This is a genomic window from Sphingomonas panni (assembly GCF_022664435.1).
GTDB classification, from domain to species: domain Bacteria; phylum Pseudomonadota; class Alphaproteobacteria; order Sphingomonadales; family Sphingomonadaceae; genus Sphingomonas; species Sphingomonas panni.
The window spans coordinates 255,712-270,495 of the sequence record NZ_JAKREU010000005.1 but is presented as its reverse complement, the minus strand read 5'-3'; the positions used below and the strand labels follow the sequence as shown (position 1 = coordinate 270,495).

The 14,784-nt window shown below is 67.3% G+C and carries 16 protein-coding genes; 1 reads left to right on the top strand and 15 read right to left on the bottom strand.

Features of this window, described 5'->3' with window-relative positions:
- Positions 1–17: 17 nt before the first annotated feature.
- From MF609_RS11995 to MF609_RS11955, 10 genes are all read right to left on the bottom strand, one after another.
- Positions 18–527 (bottom strand): hypothetical protein, encoded by a 510-nt coding sequence (locus MF609_RS11995; RefSeq protein ID WP_242416547.1) that lies wholly within the window; start codon positions 525–527, stop codon positions 18–20.
- A gap of 487 nt (positions 528–1,014) precedes the next feature.
- Entirely contained in the window at positions 1,015–2,814 is a 1,800-nt protein-coding gene (locus MF609_RS11990) for a hypothetical protein (RefSeq protein WP_242416546.1), read from the bottom strand.
- The gene (locus MF609_RS11985) at positions 2,811–3,851 is read right to left on the bottom strand and encodes a TniB family NTP-binding protein (RefSeq protein ID WP_242416545.1); all 1,041 of its coding nucleotides are present in this window, start codon (positions 3,849–3,851) and stop codon (positions 2,811–2,813) included. The genes MF609_RS11990 and MF609_RS11985 overlap by 4 nt, the downstream gene beginning before the upstream one ends.
- Positions 3,848–6,199: a hypothetical protein gene (locus tag MF609_RS11980; protein WP_242416544.1), complete on the bottom strand. Its 2,352-nt coding sequence runs from the start codon at positions 6,197–6,199 to the stop codon at positions 3,848–3,850. The genes MF609_RS11985 and MF609_RS11980 overlap by 4 nt, the downstream gene beginning before the upstream one ends.
- 3 nt (positions 6,200–6,202) lie before the next feature.
- Positions 6,203–7,162, bottom strand: coding sequence for a hypothetical protein (locus MF609_RS11975; RefSeq protein WP_242416543.1), 960 nt, complete (start codon positions 7,160–7,162; stop codon positions 6,203–6,205).
- Between the two features lie 231 nt (positions 7,163–7,393).
- Positions 7,394–7,525: a hypothetical protein gene (locus MF609_RS19905; RefSeq protein ID WP_277991200.1), complete on the bottom strand. Its 132-nt coding sequence runs from the start codon at positions 7,523–7,525 to the stop codon at positions 7,394–7,396.
- A gap of 26 nt (positions 7,526–7,551) precedes the next feature.
- Positions 7,552–7,707: a hypothetical protein gene (locus MF609_RS11970; RefSeq protein WP_242416542.1), complete on the bottom strand. Its 156-nt coding sequence runs from the start codon at positions 7,705–7,707 to the stop codon at positions 7,552–7,554.
- 136 nt (positions 7,708–7,843) lie between these two features.
- Positions 7,844–8,266, bottom strand: coding sequence for a hypothetical protein (locus MF609_RS11965; RefSeq protein WP_242416541.1), 423 nt, complete (start codon positions 8,264–8,266; stop codon positions 7,844–7,846).
- Positions 8,263–8,514 (bottom strand): hypothetical protein, encoded by a 252-nt coding sequence (locus MF609_RS11960; protein WP_242416540.1) that lies wholly within the window; start codon positions 8,512–8,514, stop codon positions 8,263–8,265. The genes MF609_RS11965 and MF609_RS11960 overlap by 4 nt, the downstream gene beginning before the upstream one ends.
- A 107-nt stretch (positions 8,515–8,621) precedes the next feature.
- Entirely contained in the window at positions 8,622–8,813 is a 192-nt protein-coding gene (locus MF609_RS11955; RefSeq protein ID WP_242416539.1) for a hypothetical protein, read from the bottom strand.
- Positions 8,814–8,964: 151 nt separating this feature from the next.
- On the opposite strand from MF609_RS11955, the gene MF609_RS11950 reads away from it, so the two are divergent.
- The gene (locus MF609_RS11950) at positions 8,965–10,227 is read left to right on the top strand and encodes a hypothetical protein (protein ID WP_242416538.1); all 1,263 of its coding nucleotides are present in this window, start codon (positions 8,965–8,967) and stop codon (positions 10,225–10,227) included.
- Between the two features lie 33 nt (positions 10,228–10,260).
- On the opposite strand, the gene MF609_RS11945 is transcribed toward MF609_RS11950, so the two are convergent.
- The 5 genes from MF609_RS11945 to MF609_RS11925 all read right to left on the bottom strand — a co-directional run bounded on the left by MF609_RS11945 (position 10,261) and on the right by MF609_RS11925 (position 14,493).
- Entirely contained in the window at positions 10,261–11,073 is an 813-nt protein-coding gene (locus tag MF609_RS11945; RefSeq protein WP_242416537.1) for a hypothetical protein, read from the bottom strand.
- 173 nt (positions 11,074–11,246) lie between these two features.
- Positions 11,247–12,470 (bottom strand): ThiF family adenylyltransferase, encoded by a 1,224-nt coding sequence (locus tag MF609_RS11940; protein WP_242416536.1) that lies wholly within the window; start codon positions 12,468–12,470, stop codon positions 11,247–11,249.
- Complete coding sequence (locus MF609_RS11935) at positions 12,445–12,762, bottom strand: multiubiquitin domain-containing protein (RefSeq protein WP_242416535.1); 318 nt, start codon at positions 12,760–12,762, stop codon at positions 12,445–12,447. Before MF609_RS11935 ends, MF609_RS11940 begins: the two co-directional genes overlap by 26 nt.
- Before the next feature lie 88 nt (positions 12,763–12,850).
- Complete coding sequence (locus MF609_RS11930) at positions 12,851–13,720, bottom strand: AAA family ATPase (RefSeq protein WP_242416534.1); 870 nt, start codon at positions 13,718–13,720, stop codon at positions 12,851–12,853.
- Positions 13,717–14,493 (bottom strand): hypothetical protein, encoded by a 777-nt coding sequence (locus MF609_RS11925; RefSeq protein WP_242416533.1) that lies wholly within the window; start codon positions 14,491–14,493, stop codon positions 13,717–13,719. The genes MF609_RS11930 and MF609_RS11925 overlap by 4 nt, the downstream gene beginning before the upstream one ends.
- Positions 14,494–14,784 lie beyond the last annotated feature (291 nt).

Sequence of the window (14,784 nt, the reverse complement as noted above, 5' to 3'; positions counted from 1 at the left end):
ATCCTCTCCGCCAGGTGTCATTCCACCGCTTCGGGCGTCGATACCGTCATCGGCCTCGGCTGACCATCGAGGACGGTTCGACGGATTCCGGCGTGAACGTCATCGTGGAGGCGACGTCCGGCGACCCGGTCGCACGTCTGACGCAGCCGTTGCGGAGAAGGGTTGCGCAGCACGACGCCGTCGCCGATCGGCTGGATCGGACCGAGGACGGTCCAGCCGTCGTCGACCGACGTGACCGGCTGCCCCCGCCAGATCGATGGCGGCCTCAGGCGACCGCCCTCGTCCAGGAAGGCCGCCGCCGGATCGGCTCGCCCGACGATCGGTGGTTCGTCGAGGACGCCGAGCGTCCGGTGTCCGCCCGGAGCGATCTCGACATGATGCGGTCCGATCCGCAGGATGCAGAGATGGCTCGGCCCGGACCCTCCCGGAAGCTCGACGGACGTACAATCCTCCATCGGCAGGGGAAGCAGATCGTAGAGGTCGGCGGCATGGGTCTCGAAGGCCGCCGGAGGACGGCTTTCGTCCAATCGACGTCCTTCGTCGTCGTACCAGGTGCAGGAGTGCGGGTTCCAGACCACGCACTGTTCGAGTCGCGATCTGACGGCACGATCGGAGACGGCTCGATCGATGCGCTCCCGTCCTGAGGCGGTCAGCCCGCCTGCGCGATCGAGCGTTCCAGGAGCTACGAATGCGAGCGGGTCGTCGGCGCGCAGGGCGGGGCCGGCACGGTTCGCGAGCCTCAGCGGCCAGAAGGTCGGGTTCCTTCCTTCGAACGTGACGAGGTACGGATAGGACGTCGTCGGGGTTCCGGTGCGGTTTATCATCTGGACGTTTCCTTCCGAGTATCTCTCGTCCACCCTTCTGCTCTGATCCCGTTCCTCGCTTCTTCGTTCCCGCCTTCCATGTGCCCGTCACGTCGATCGAGCGGGATCGCTGGTGCAGCCGCGAAGTCTTCGAGCGAAGCGGGACCCGTCCCTTCACGACGTGCACGCGGCCCTACGAGGCGCTCGGACGTCACGGCAGCGTCTCCGCCGCGACGCGAGCGAAGAGCCCCTTGGCAACCCGCGGAATGCCCGAGTGGCACAGGATCCGCCATGCGGCGTGGACGCCGATGCCCCGCCGAAGCGCCCATTCGCCCGCCGTCATCCCGGCGGCTCCGAGCGCCAGCACGTCCGCCGTCGCGTAGCACCGCGGCTTGTTGCCGATCGGCGTCAACTCATCCAGGACGTAGCTCTTCGTCGTGTTGAGCGTGTGCATCGCCTCAAGCTGCTGAAGCATCGGGGGCGCCTTCCGATCGCTCGTCGGCTCCCGATCGTGCATCGCGCCTATGAGGTGCAGTCGGCGGCGATCGATCATGGATCGGCCGAGGACCGGGCCGTCTCCGTCGACGAGCCGGAACGGCAGCGTGCCGCACAGCATGGCGCGGACGATGGAGGCCCACGGCTTCAACCGTCCGTGAACGATCATGACGGCGGTGAGCAGCGGCAGGTCGCGATCGTCTCCGGTCCGCGAGGCGGCCTTCTCGAGGCGCGCGATCAGCAGATCGACGTCGTCGTCCAGGAAGTGAGGAGCCTCTCCCGGACGCCGCATGCCCCGATCGGGCAGGAGCTCGTCTCCGGCGATGGCCTCGACCGCCGCCGGACCGATGCCCAGCCGACGGCCGACGGGTCCCGGCGATCGCCGACGATGCCACTCGCGGGCGAACGCCAGGACGTCCGCCGGCACCATCATCGGCACCTCCTTCGCGCCCCGCCGGGACAGGACGAACGGAAGGCGCCCGGAATCCATGCCGTACCGCAGGGTGTCGTCGGACGTCCGCGCCAGTTCGTAGGCCTGCCTGATGCCGATCAGATCGCCGGTCCTGCGCATCTCGATGGCGATGCGCGGCGAGGCCGCCGACAGGAGAGGCGCCTCCCAGCCGATCTTGGCGACGTTCCCGCCGGACGCTTCGTCCGCGGGTGCGCGGCTCAGCGCGAGGTAGGCATCCGCCGCGGCGGACCAGCGCCCTTCGGAGACCGCAGGGGCCGGTACCAGATCGTCGATGCCCTCGGGCCACCTCAGCAGAGCCCGACAGGCGGCGTGGAGGGCCGCGACGTCCCGGGCGGGATCCGGCGCGGCGGAGATCATGTTCCTGATCCGCATCGTCGTGGCGAACAGTTCGCCCCGTTTCTCATCGACCCCGATCATCGGGTGAAGCCGTGCGAGGGCTGCCTGTCGTACAGCGGGGATGGGATCGGCCAAATCAGATGCCAGCCGAAGGTCGTCCCTCAGTTCAAACGCGACGGGGGCGGTCTTCATCGCGGCGAGGGGCCTGCCGCACGAGTCGCAGCGGTCGACGCCGTTCGGTCGGGTCCAGCCCTGTCTCGTCCTCTCCCGGCAGTCGACGCACCGGTCGGTCAGCATGTCCCATCCGACCTTGCAGTACGGCAGATCCCGCAGTTCCCATACCGCTCGGGCGTAGGGCGCCTTGGCCAAGGCGTTGGGAGAGAAGCGACGGGATCGGTTCTCGATGCGATACTCGCAGATCTCCATGCCGAAAAATAAACGGTTCCTCGCGATCGTCCTCGGGTACCGGCGCGCTTCGAGTTCGTCGAGCGGCGTTCTCAGGATGCGAGCGAGCTCCGCCGGATCCAGGCGCTCGTCCTCCGACAGGTTGACCCTGTTGCGGTGCTCGCCGCCGACGACCTTGAGGATCGCCCAAGCGTTCGGAAGGTGATGGGCGACGATCGCACGGGCGAAGAGACCGCGCAGCGACTCGTCCGGTTCCGGGATGGTGGGATCGCGCAGCGGTCGGGGTCGTTCGATCGCGATCATCGCAGCGGATTCTCCATGATGTATCCGTAGCCGACGCTCCACGAGTCGATCGCGTAGACGAGATCCTCCTTCAGAAGATGGGATCGGTCGGCGCGCGCCATCTCCCGGACGGCCGACCGAACGATGCCCATCAACTGGCCGATGGTGCCGTTCGCCGCCGTCATCAGCGTCTCCGCGACTTCCTCGTCGCCTAGACCATACGGGCGGTCGCAGACGCCCTGTGTCAACCGTCGATCGAGCTCGGCCAGCAGATCGATCCATATCCCCCTGTCGTAGTCGTCGTGCCAGACGAGCGGCGACAGGGACGTGGGGGCGAGAAGTCGTCCGGCGAGCTCCTTGTCGTCGGCGATCGAGCCGGTGCCGAGTTCGGTTCCGAGCAGCACCACCGGGACGACGCCCTCGTCCATCAGCAGGCGGGCGACGCTCACGGTCGATCCCGCTATGCGTCCGGCGGCCGGGTTGGTCCCGGGCGACTTGTCCGCCTCGTCCAGGAAGAGGATCCTGGTCCCCGCTTCCGTCAGACGGGTTACCACGTGTTCGAAGAGCTTGTTCTCCCGCGAAATGTTCACGTGGTGGTCGCCGAGCCTCGAGAGGATGCTCGTGTATAGCCCGATCGCCGTCCCGTTCTGCGGCACTCTCGCGTATACCGCAGGGATCGTTCCCGGTTCGGCGTCTGCGGACATCAGCTCGACGTACGCCCGTGCCGCCGTGGTCTTGCCGCATCCGGTGGGGTCCAGGAGCAGACAGCCGACGTGTCTGCCGCAGCCGGACGCCCGCAGCGCATCGCCGGTGTGCATCGCCTCCGCGAAGTCGCCCATGGCCGCGAGCTGGGGCGGGTACGGCAGGCGCATGGAGGTCACGTCGGCGACGGCACGGCCGACCCGGCGCGAGCGGTCCCCGAGGCCGAAGGCCGACGCGAGGCCCGAGAGGGCGGGTCCCCCGTTGCTCGGCCAGGGTGCGGATCCCGGGGCGGCGGGCGTGGTCGTGATGGAACCGGACCGCGGCCTCCCATCGGACGGTATGGCGGGATCGGTCATTCGCTTCTCCATGTTATGTCGTTGCTGGGGGATCTCGGACGGATGCGCCGTGCCGAGGATGTCGACGGATCCGGAGCGGGCGTCCTCCTCTTCGGGGCTGGTCTGGGCGGAGGCGGCGGGACGTCGCCGCCGCTGGACACGCTTCCACCCCGACGCTTCGACGAGGCGCCACGCCCGCCGTTCCCGCCGCGCGGCGGGTCGATGGTCGAGTCCACCGAGGTCTCGCACGCGAGTTCGTGATCGGAGAGGTGCGACATCTCGTCGATCGACGGCGGATCGTCGCAGCCGTCGTCCTCGTCGCGGACGTGCACCAGCTGGCCCCGCATCCTCTTGAAGGGCGCGGTCTCCGACAGCCGCGCTGCACGTCGCCTCTCTTCCTCGGACGCGGCCTGGGTGATGGCCGACTGTTCGTCGAAGAGTCTGGCCATCCATTCGAGCAGATCGTCCTCGGAGACGGTCGAGAGTTCATCCTCCTTGATGCAGGCGAGGATTTGCTCGTGCAGGTACAGCGGAAGACGCGTGGCGTAGCGGGGCCGGTCGCAATGGAAGGTGGCGTACTCGCGTGAGACCGGATCCCACACGTGAATGGTGCCGATGTCGCCGGCATCGTACTTGACCTTCACCTTGACCGATGCCGTGACCGTCCGGTTCGAAGGCCTTTCCAGATGCCGGAGCCGCTCGTAGAGCGACGGCGTACCGGGTCTCTGCACGTACCGGAGGCAGCGGAAGCGCTCGATGCCGCTCGCACGCAGCGTCACGTCGTAGTCCACCATGCCGATGGACCGGAGAAAGCGCGCCATCGGTCGGATTATCGGCAGCCGTCGTTGCTCGAGCGTCTGCCTGAGCACCGAGAGGGGCGATCGGTCCGCCAGACCCTTGTGCGGGCTGGCGTTGTGCAGAGCCAGCGCGCGCAGGAGGACGACGCGCATCTGGGCGAGGGTGGGGATGTCCCTGATCGGAGGATCGGAACCGATGTGACGACGGAGCGGTATGGGGTCGACGGCGTTCGGAAGATTGGAGAAGGTCATCCTGAGGAGCTTTCCGATCTCGCTCTCGGTATCGGCCTTGTCCCGCGGACGGCCTGCCCCGGTCAGGTCGGTGTCGGTTCCAATCTCGCGGAGCGCGTCGGTCACGTGGCGGCCGTGATGCGCCGATAGATTGTCCATCGCCAGTCGATCGAATCTCGCGCAGAAGAGCGACAGATCCTCGTGCTTCCCGGCCATGTCCCGTGGCACCCTCTTCGGCCGGCTGGCGTCCGCGATGGTCCGCAGCACCGTCGAGGATGACGCCGGTTCCCACGACAGATCGAGACCCCACCACCCCTTGCCGTATGCGCAGTGCAGCAGCGAAACGGTGGGACGTCCGACCCACCACGAGCCGCCGATCTCGATCTTCGCCAGCGAGGGTGCCGGGCTGTCGTCGATCTTGCCCAGCCGGGCGACCCCGGTCGCCCGCTCGAGCGTCCCGCCCCCGCCGTACTCCTTCTCCGCCGCTTCCCGACCGCGCTTAGCCTCGGCCGCGTCGCGACCGCGCGTCTTCATGACCCGACGCCAGAAGCTGGTGTATCCCAGCGGCACGCACGATTTGGCCGGCCGGGGGTAGTGGATCGGCCGGTCCTGCTCGTCCAGCCGCCCGGTCGGCTCGCCGCGATCGATGCGCTTCAGCTCGGCCCTGTACCGCCGCCAGACCGCACGGACGTTCTGCCTGGACGAATGGGCGATCGCGACCCAGTGGGAGACGATCTCCACGGGGTGATCGAGCTTGCGCACCCTCTCGACGCGACCGCTGTCGCTGACGCAGTCGCCGGCACGCCTGTCGAGTGGTGCGCCGCGGTGGGCGATCCAGTCGCGCAGCGTCTTGTCCGAGGGCATCCAGGGGGCCACGGCGCGGCCGTGCCGTCGGCGAGCGCGAGGATGCCGCATGGCGAGGGAGCGGATCGTCTCGTCACTCTTCAGCAGCGCGGTCCAGGACGCGGCCAGCTCGCGAATCGAAAGCGAGCACGGCGCGGCGTCGTACGCGGTCAGGAAGGCGTGACGGATGATCCATCGAGGATCCGCCGCAGATGCGTCGCGGACGTCCCGTTCGATCGCGCGGCGGCGAGCGGCGTTTGGATCGTCGAGCGGCGTGGGCAGAGGATCGAAGCGTCCCTCCGCCTGGAGTGCCAGAAGGGCGGTGGCGTCCGGAAGCACCGGAAGCCCCGTCTTCGGACAGGGGACCCGGAAGAGCCGCTCCGTCCCGCTGCGCCGGATGCGATAGAGTCCATCGGAATCCTGACGATCGAGGACATAGGTCTGGTCGTCGATGGTCGCACCATCGCCCGGACGCCAGTCGTAGGGCAGATCGAGCATCAGTCAGATCCTGATGGTGGGAGCCGATCCGACGATCGTCGACAGTCGGGTGCGGTCGGTGCGGACCTCGTCGAAATCGAAGAGCAGCTTGCCGCGGGCCGCCGCGCAGAGCAGGACCTCGTCGCCGCGAAGCCGGTCGGTCGGGGCGACGAGGCTGCGCGCCTCGGCCCAGGACGCGCCTCCCCGCGCGACGATCGCGTCGATCGCACTCTTCTCCCGGCGGTTCAGGCGGAGGAAGCGGGCGCCGTGGACGTCGCCCGCGTTGACGGCGCGCTCGTGGGCGACGTCCTCGGCGCCGAAGATGTCCCGATCGTACAGGATGCGGAAGCGCCAGCCGACCCGCCGTGCGAGTTCCGCCATGATCTCGTACTTCCGTTCGAGCAGCGGATCGTCGAGGTCGCGGACCGTGCGCTTGACCTCGATCAGCTCGATCGGGCCGCCAACCACCGATCGGACGAGATCCGGGTACCACTTCCATCTCACGCCGTCCGCGACCGTGCGCACGATCATGGGATGCGCCTGGTAGTCCAGACACCAGGCGCCCGTCTCGCACAGGACGCACAGGAATCTCAGTCCCTTGCCCTCCGTCAGCTGCAGCCTGCCGGTCTTGCGGCTCACAATGCGCGATCGGAGGTGGCGGCTGCCCCGGTGTATGACGGGGCGCGATCGACCACCGTGCCGGAGCATCGTGATCTCGCCCAGCCGGGTCGCGCGCTCGAGGCCGTCCCAGCGCTCGAAGTCCCGACGCAGCCGGGCGGCATCGGGCCGCTCGTCCTCGTCGTGAAAATCGCCCGATCCAAGCACTTGCGCCGTCCGCCCGCGGTCGATGCGCTTTTCGTCGGCCCGGACGGGAGCGGTTGCCTCGACCGCAGATGCGGTACTGGATCGCGCTGCCTGGCGGCGGACAACATGCGCATCGTCGATCGCGTCGATCGGAACTTCGGGGTTCGGTTCGCAGGACATCGTTGCCCTCGTGTCTGGGGATGGAAGTGGAGAAGGCGGTTCCGCGAAGAGCGTCCTCGGTAATCGGGGCGGCGCGTCGTTGCTCGAACGGCTGTCCGTCGAGCCAACGGGACGGTTTGATGCTGAAGCATTCGATCGCGATGGTCCGGAAGACACTCGCCGGCGATGAGTTCAGGGGTATCGACCCAGGCCGGTTACGACCATCGATCCCTTGGGAAGCACCCGCCTGCCTCACCAGCCATGGGAGAGCGTACCGGGCCCGACCATGGCGCCGGTCGGCCGCCCTACCAGCGGCATCGCGGCGGCATCGAGCCGGACGTTCGAAAGCGCACGGACGAGGCTGCCGTCGCCGATCATGGTCATCGGCGGTGGCTCATTCCTCGAACGTGTCATCCGTCCGGTTCGGTCACGAGGTTCCCGATCCCGACCGGCGGCTCCCCCAGCAGTCGCGAGAGCGAGATCCTGCTGCATGCGGTCAGCAGCAGCTCGGCTTCGGGGGTGAGATCGAAGGCGTCGTCGTCCGCGTCGTCGTGTTCGTTGAGCATCCCGTTCTCCTCCAACGGTGGGCATTCATCGCGATCGCGGCCGCGAGCGTGCGCTGCCGACGAACGGGTCGTGACTTCGGGTCGGCGGCAGCGCCTGGGTCGGTGTCGGTGCCGATCGCCCGGGTAAACGGTCGTATCAGGCGACCGTCGGGCGATGGCCGCTGGTCCGCCAACGTCTGAGCGTCGACGGCGTACGTGCGGCGCCGAAGCGCTGCGCGAGGTCCTCTGACCAGCGCCGATGCATGAAGATTCCGATCGCCTTGTTTCCCATCGGAACCCCGAGGTGATCGAGGAGATCGCACTGCAAGAGGGTCGCGGCGATCGGATCCGACGGACCCTGACCGGCGAGGGGGTGATCGATCAGGAAGCGCTCGATCTCGAGGTCCTCGGAATGCGGCGTCTGGCCCCCCGGGGCTGCTTCCCGGGAACGGATGTCGATGACCAGTCCGCCGGCGTTGGTGAGCAGGCGTGCGGCGTCGGCGCTGACGCGCACTTCGACGACGGCGGATGCCGAGGTCGGCAGCGTCGCGACATGCCCTATGATCGAGGGGGCGCTCACGCGGCTGCACCGGTCGAACCGTGGGTCGCGCTCGGTCCGGCACGGACATCGGGCCGTAGGCTCGTCACCATGCCAGCGGCGGCGGCGACGATGGTCGGTCCGCGACCGAAGGCCCCGAAATCGCTCGCGCGCACGAGTGCCAGGCGACCGTCCAGGTACCGTCCGAGGAGGATCATGTCGCTGTCGTCGAAACGGATCGGCGTGCCCGGCGGAGGCAGCGGATCGTCGATCGCTCCGGGCTCGATCAAAGGAGCCAGCCGATGCCGGACCTCCCTAGGGATACGGCGGCGGCCGACGGAGCGGACGACGTTCCCGACCGGGGCTTCGGACGACGTCCGATCCGATTCCGCCGGTCTCATGCGACACGACGCAGGACGTAGAACGGGTCGATCGCACACTGCATCGGCTCGATGATCGTGTCGCCGACCGTGATTCGGGTTCCGGCCCGCGGCAGCCAGTCGAGACCGTCCGGTCGGCTCGCTTCGACACCGATCCAATAATCGATCGCGAGCGTCGGGTCGCTGTCCGGTACGTAGTGTCGATCCATGATTCTCACTCCAAATGTCAGTCGCTATTCACTTAGATGTGGAACAAGAACCTGTTGCCGTCAAGGATGTTCCACATATAAGTGAATATGTAGGTGCGTGGTGAGCTGGAGCGGTTTACATCGTCCGGGCCGTGGGAGTATCGATGGGCCGATGACGGATGAGGATGTCGAAGCCGTACGGCGAGCGATCGTAGCGATGACGGAAGGGCGCGAGGAATCGCTGCGTGCGCGCGTCATCGAGGAGGAAACGGCGCTCTTCCTGTCGCTTCCCATGCCGAGGAGACGCGAGGTCGCGGCGCGGCTGATAACGTTGAGCGAGCTTCCGAACGCCCGCACTGTCGAGGACGTCGATCGTGCGGCCAAGCGGATCGGCGTCGAACGCAGCAACGTCTACCGACTGCTCAAGCGCGTCGAGACCCTGGGTCCGGTGAGCGGACTCGTGCCCGGACGGCGCGCCGCGCCGCGACCATCCGCGGCGCGCGACGGTTTCGGGGAACCGATCGACGGATGGATCGACGAACGGCTGCGGGAGAGGCCGGACGCGAGCATGGCGGAGGTGCAGCGCATGATCGAGTCGCGCGTCTTGGCGCTTCCAGCGACGGCACCCGACGGGTCGCGCCTTCGCGTCCCGCCGCCGAGCGCGGTGCAGCGTCGCGTGCATGCCCTGCGTGCTGCGGGAATTCGGAAGCCGATCGGCCAGGCGTCGACGGGTGCGGCCATGATCATCGACTACTGCCCCCTGAACGCGATCCTGACGTCGACGTCGCGATCGGGCGAACGCCGAATGCGACGGGCCAACGCCGTCGTGATCGTGGACGTCCCGACGTCGTTCGTGCTGGGAGCCGGCCTGTTCGCGGACATCGATCTGGAGTACGGTATCGAGCAGGCCGTCCGCCACATGGTCCGCGACGGCATCCCGTCGCTGGCTGACGCCGGGATCCGGATCGCGTCGCGTCCCGAGAGGATCCGGTGGCGTATCCCGCGGGGAATGCTCGACGTCGTCCGGCAGGTCGTCAGGGTCGCGGAGGCATCGGACCCGCCGGTTCGAATCGATGCGGACCATGGAGCGTCTGGGCGGCCGGGCCTCGATGCACACCGTATGCTCGGACGGTCGCTCGGCGAATTTCGCTTCAGGCCACGCCGCAGTCTTCGAGCCGCCGAATGCGTGGAGGATTTCGTCGGGACTGCGGACCTTGAGATCGAGGGCCTCGATATGGCGAACAGGGTCTTCGGCTTCGCCGCTGTCCAGCGCAATCTCGCGATGATCGCGTCGATGGACGAGAACGACGGGCCGCGGCGGCGGGCGCGTCGGCAGGACGACGCGATCGCGTCGATGACGGAGACGATGAGGGCGCTGTTCGCGAGTGTCCAAGCGGTTTGGAGAGGGTCGTCCGACGAGGTGGAGGACTACTGAAGCGGTACTCCGGTCGCGAAATATGGCGAGGGGTCAGGAGTCGCGTCGGCGCATGAGTGCGCCGACGACCCGTCTCGCCGACGGAAGGTCGATCATCGCGTCCTTGGCCATCCTCTTCGGCCTGCGTTCCAGCAGCGGGACGCGACCGAGCTTCAGACCGATCACGCTTCTCACCACGGTGCCCATCCGCCAACGGGCGTTCTGGGCGGGGGGAAGTCCGACCGACGCCAGGTGGGACGACAGGTGGGCGAGAAGAATCTCGTCCGTGTCCGATACGGCGATGCCCATGGAGCCGGGGTACGAGGTCAGCGCTGCCGCGCACTCGATCGCCGATGGCGGACCGGCGCTCAGCACGTGCGTGACGACGCGTCGTTGATGCAGATCGATTAGACAGGTCAGCTGGGCGATCGTACCGCCGACGGGGTCGTCTACCGCAAGACCCAGCATGGTACGGTCCAGCGCGAAGCGGGTAGTGACGCCGAGCCGGCCGTCGAGGCGTTCGCCCGCGCCTACGAATGCCCGGCGGACGATGCGGGGGGTCGGCGGCGGAACCCCCCATTCCTCGCAGAGCGACTTCGCCACCCTCAGAACCGTCGCCTGGGTCGCGCTGCCGCCGAGCCGCTCGATCGCGAGCGAGATGGCATGCTCCGTCGTGGCGGCCGCTACCGATCCGGAACGCTGGACCTCCCGGCCGCGGCGTACAGTGGACGGTGCGGTGGCCTTCTCCTCGTAGATGCGGACGAGCCTGTAGAAGAGCGAACGGCTGATCCCCGCCTCCAGGGCGAGCCGCCCGGCCTCGTCCGCCGTCCTCTCGTTTCCCTTCACGTACCTTCTGACGATGGCCATTCGCCGTCTCGCCTCCGCCCATGACGAGGGCGGCATGTCCGCGATGATGGCGCTTGCCCTGTCGTCCACCTTCTGTTCCTCCAAACGTCCTCGACCGAAGGCACCTCCTTCCATCCCATCGGCTTTGCCGGGGCACTTGCTTCTCGATCTTCACGGCCATCGCCGCCGGCCGCCTAGGCAGGGGCTCGTCGAAGACCTGACACCGACCGACTGGCGGATCGGTCGGCGTTGTTCATGTGGTTGCCGTCGAGATCGTACGTGGAGTGATGCTCGCGCCCGCCATCGGCGTAGAAGCCGATCATCCGCTTCCACCGGACCACCGCCAGCGCTGCGTTCAAGGCGTTCAGTTCGGCGATCTGGATGTTGCTTCCGTAGGGATCGGGCACTCCTCCGCTCAGGAAAGGGATTCGATCCTTGTCACGGACGTGGGCGCGCATGTCCGGCGTGCTCGTCGTGACGCGCAGAGTGCCGAACAAGCCGTCCGGTCCCATCTCGAGCCCCATCCCGACGTCGATGAACGACGTGCCGTTCCTTTCGAGACGTTCGGCTATCGGCCGCTTGGCCGGGCCGTCGTCCAGACAGAGGAACGCGAAGTCGATGGCGTCGAGCAGCGCGACGTTGCGTCGATCCAGTCTCGTCGGGTGCGGAACGATGCCCGTATGCACGCGGGAGTATATGCTCGCGAAGTGGTCGACCTTCGTGCGTCGCGCTTCCAGATCCTCGATGGACGCGGCGCCCGGCGCCCTGAAGGCGTTGTGCTGGAGGAATGCGTCGGCGTCGAAGAGGTGGATCGTGCGGACGGGGGTCTTCGCGACGAGGTCGAGCAGGTAGCCGCCGGTTCCACCCAATCCGACTAGGGCGACGCTCTTCGGAAAGCGCTCGCCGAGCACAGCCGACCCTGCACGCGCACTTGCGGTATCCATGTACCGGAACGGCGACTGCGGATCCTCGATGGGAACGACGTCCCTTCGCGACTTCGCCGTAACCGACGGATCGAGGCTCACGGCGTGAGAGGCGATGAGTGCTACGTAGGTAGTGACAAGCTCGTGGTGATCGACGAATTCGCGACCACGGGGCTTGTTGCAGAGCTGATGCGACACGGTGATCTCGGGAGCGATCGTCCTCCCGTCCGAGCGTTCGACGACGAGATGAAGAGGCCTGCCCAGGTGATCGCAGGGCATGCCCCCACCCCAGAAGGCGCTGTGGTGGCGCGGCGGAGCCGTACGGTCGCCAGCCATCTCGAGCGGAACGACGAGCATTCCGGACCGGATGTTTGCGTCGGCATCGACGAAGGGGATGCCGCGGACGATTAGCAAGCCCGCGACGAGGGACAGGTCGTATCCCTCGTCGCGGAGCCGATCGAGGTCCGGGTTACGACTTGTCGGTTCGCGTGACAACGAAGGTCTCTCCGTCGGCAAGAGGGGTACGCTCGTTCGGTGCGAGGATGCCGTCAGGAGCGTTATGGGGGCCGCCACGATAGCTGACGGTCAGCGAATTGCCGTTCCTGCCGGGCGATGGTTCATCGGGAAACGCCATACCGACCAGCTGACCGTGATCGACGTGGTCGGCGCGCAGCAGGTGTCGTCTACCATTGACCACGATCTCGCGCGGCGGGGCGGGCCGGGGCAGGCAGGCCGGCAGCCCGGGCCGCTGCGGCAGATCGGGTTGGGAGTCGGTGTCCTCGTACATGATGGATGTCCTTTCGGGTTCTCGGGTGCGTGGTCGGACGGACCGGGCGGGGGGCGGGCCTCTGACGAGAGAGGATCGTTCGACGTCCTCAGGGGCGTTGCTCGTCGGTGGAGAGCAGGCGTTCAGCCAGCAGCCCGAGCTCCGAAGCGGTGGAGCAGGATGAAGTCGCGATCTGGTGCACCATCGAACGACCGCGTGCTTCGATCTCGGTGCGGTCCACACGCAGGTCGTGCATCGCCTCGCAGATCAGCGATATGGCGCGCAGCCGTTTGCCGTCCATGTCCGCGCAGACGATCCTGGCCCGGGGGAGGCGGGACATTTGTCGCGGAACGCCGAGTGCGCAGGATGAGGGCAGCAGCCACGAGACGTGTCGCAGGTCGATCATCGCGGCCAACGCCGGCTCCATCCATCTCTCGGCGGACACGGGATCTATCATGGTCCGGAGAGCGTCCAGCGCCTGATCGTTCGCGTCGTCGATGCCATCCACGAGAACTACGGGATTGGCGCATCCGGAAGTCGCCATGATCAATACCAGTGCGCTAGGAAGCAGCACGTCCGTTCCGGCGGGGTTATGATCGAACCGGGAGCCTGCGAGGGTCGAAGCTCTGAGGGTCGTGAAGGGCAGGCCGGCGACCTGCGCTATCCGACGGGCGGCATGGGCACGCCCGACGCCGGGTTCGCCGAGAAGCACGGTGGGCGGCATGGAGAACCAGTGCCGTCCGGTCACGGTCTGACGCAGACAGGCCTGTCCGACCAGCAGTTCGAGCTCGGGCGCCCAGTCGAGACCTACCTCCGCCAACAGTCGATGCGGCGGTAGGGCGTCTCCACCCCTGAGTTCGAACTGTTCGTCGAGGCCGAGCGGAAGTGCTACTCCGTTCCAGCTTCTGGCGATTCGCGCGACCGGGACGCGACCTTCGAGGCATTCGCCGCCGGATGCGTGGCGTCCGGGCCCGTTCACGCCTCGTCTCCGCGCCAGAACCGGAGGGGGCGTCGTCCGCCAGCTCCGCCACCGGCCTTCTTCACGCGACGTTCGACTTCCAGCATCTCTGCGAGGAGGAGGCGGTCGAGCTCGATCGCCGTGTGCGTTTCGAGGAATTCGGCCCATTCGGCGAAGCGATGGCGGTTCCAGCGGAACCAGTCCCGGAAGCGTTCTCGTTCCCAGCGCTCGCGGAAGAGTATCACCCAGAACGACGTGTTCGAATTCGCCCGCCGCATGTTGATGCCGAACTGTCCGTTGCGATCTTCCAAGTAGCTGTCGATCCGCTTCGCGGCTTCCGCGTCCCTCGCCTGCTTCTCCGCCGCATCGCGCGCCCGCTTGGCGTCGGCCTCTGCTGCGGCGGCGATCCTCTTCTGGTTCTCATCCCTCCGGACGCGCTCGGTTTCGGCGGCCTCTTCGATCTGGTTGAAGATCTCCGCGGGGCCGAACACCACGGCATGCCGCACCAGCTCAGCGCAGAGTCCGTCGGAAGCGTCGAGCAGTTCGAAGCGCAGGCGAGCCCGTCTGATGCCGTCGTACGTGGAGCTCCAGACCGGATCGACGAGGACCGGCTGTCCATCGACCTCGACGATGCGAAGCAGCACGAGGCTTGGGTTGGGTTCTTCGATGATAACCGCCCGTGCGAACGACTTCACGTCCCCTGCCGCACATGCCGACCATTCGCCAAGAAGTGGTGCGACGAGGACATCGACCGATGGATCGTCTTGCGCCGTGGTCGTCGAGCCTTCGCGCATCTGACAAGCTCCCGTGCTCATCGCGACGAGGTCGTCCCGTCGCGTTCCAGATCAACTGGTCTTCGCGCCGTTCGATGGGAACCCCGTGTCGAGGCTCAATTCCGGGCATTCGGGCTCAATCGGGCCAAGACGTGGCGGTCGTGATTGCGGAGAAGGTCGCTGTGGGTCGGATGCATTTGATCGCGGACGGAGGTCTGATCATCGGGATCGGTGGACGTCGGGACGGAGAGTGCCGTGGCCCTCGTCCGGCGCGACCGATGTCGTTCGTACGGCGTCGGCGCTGCCCCGGTC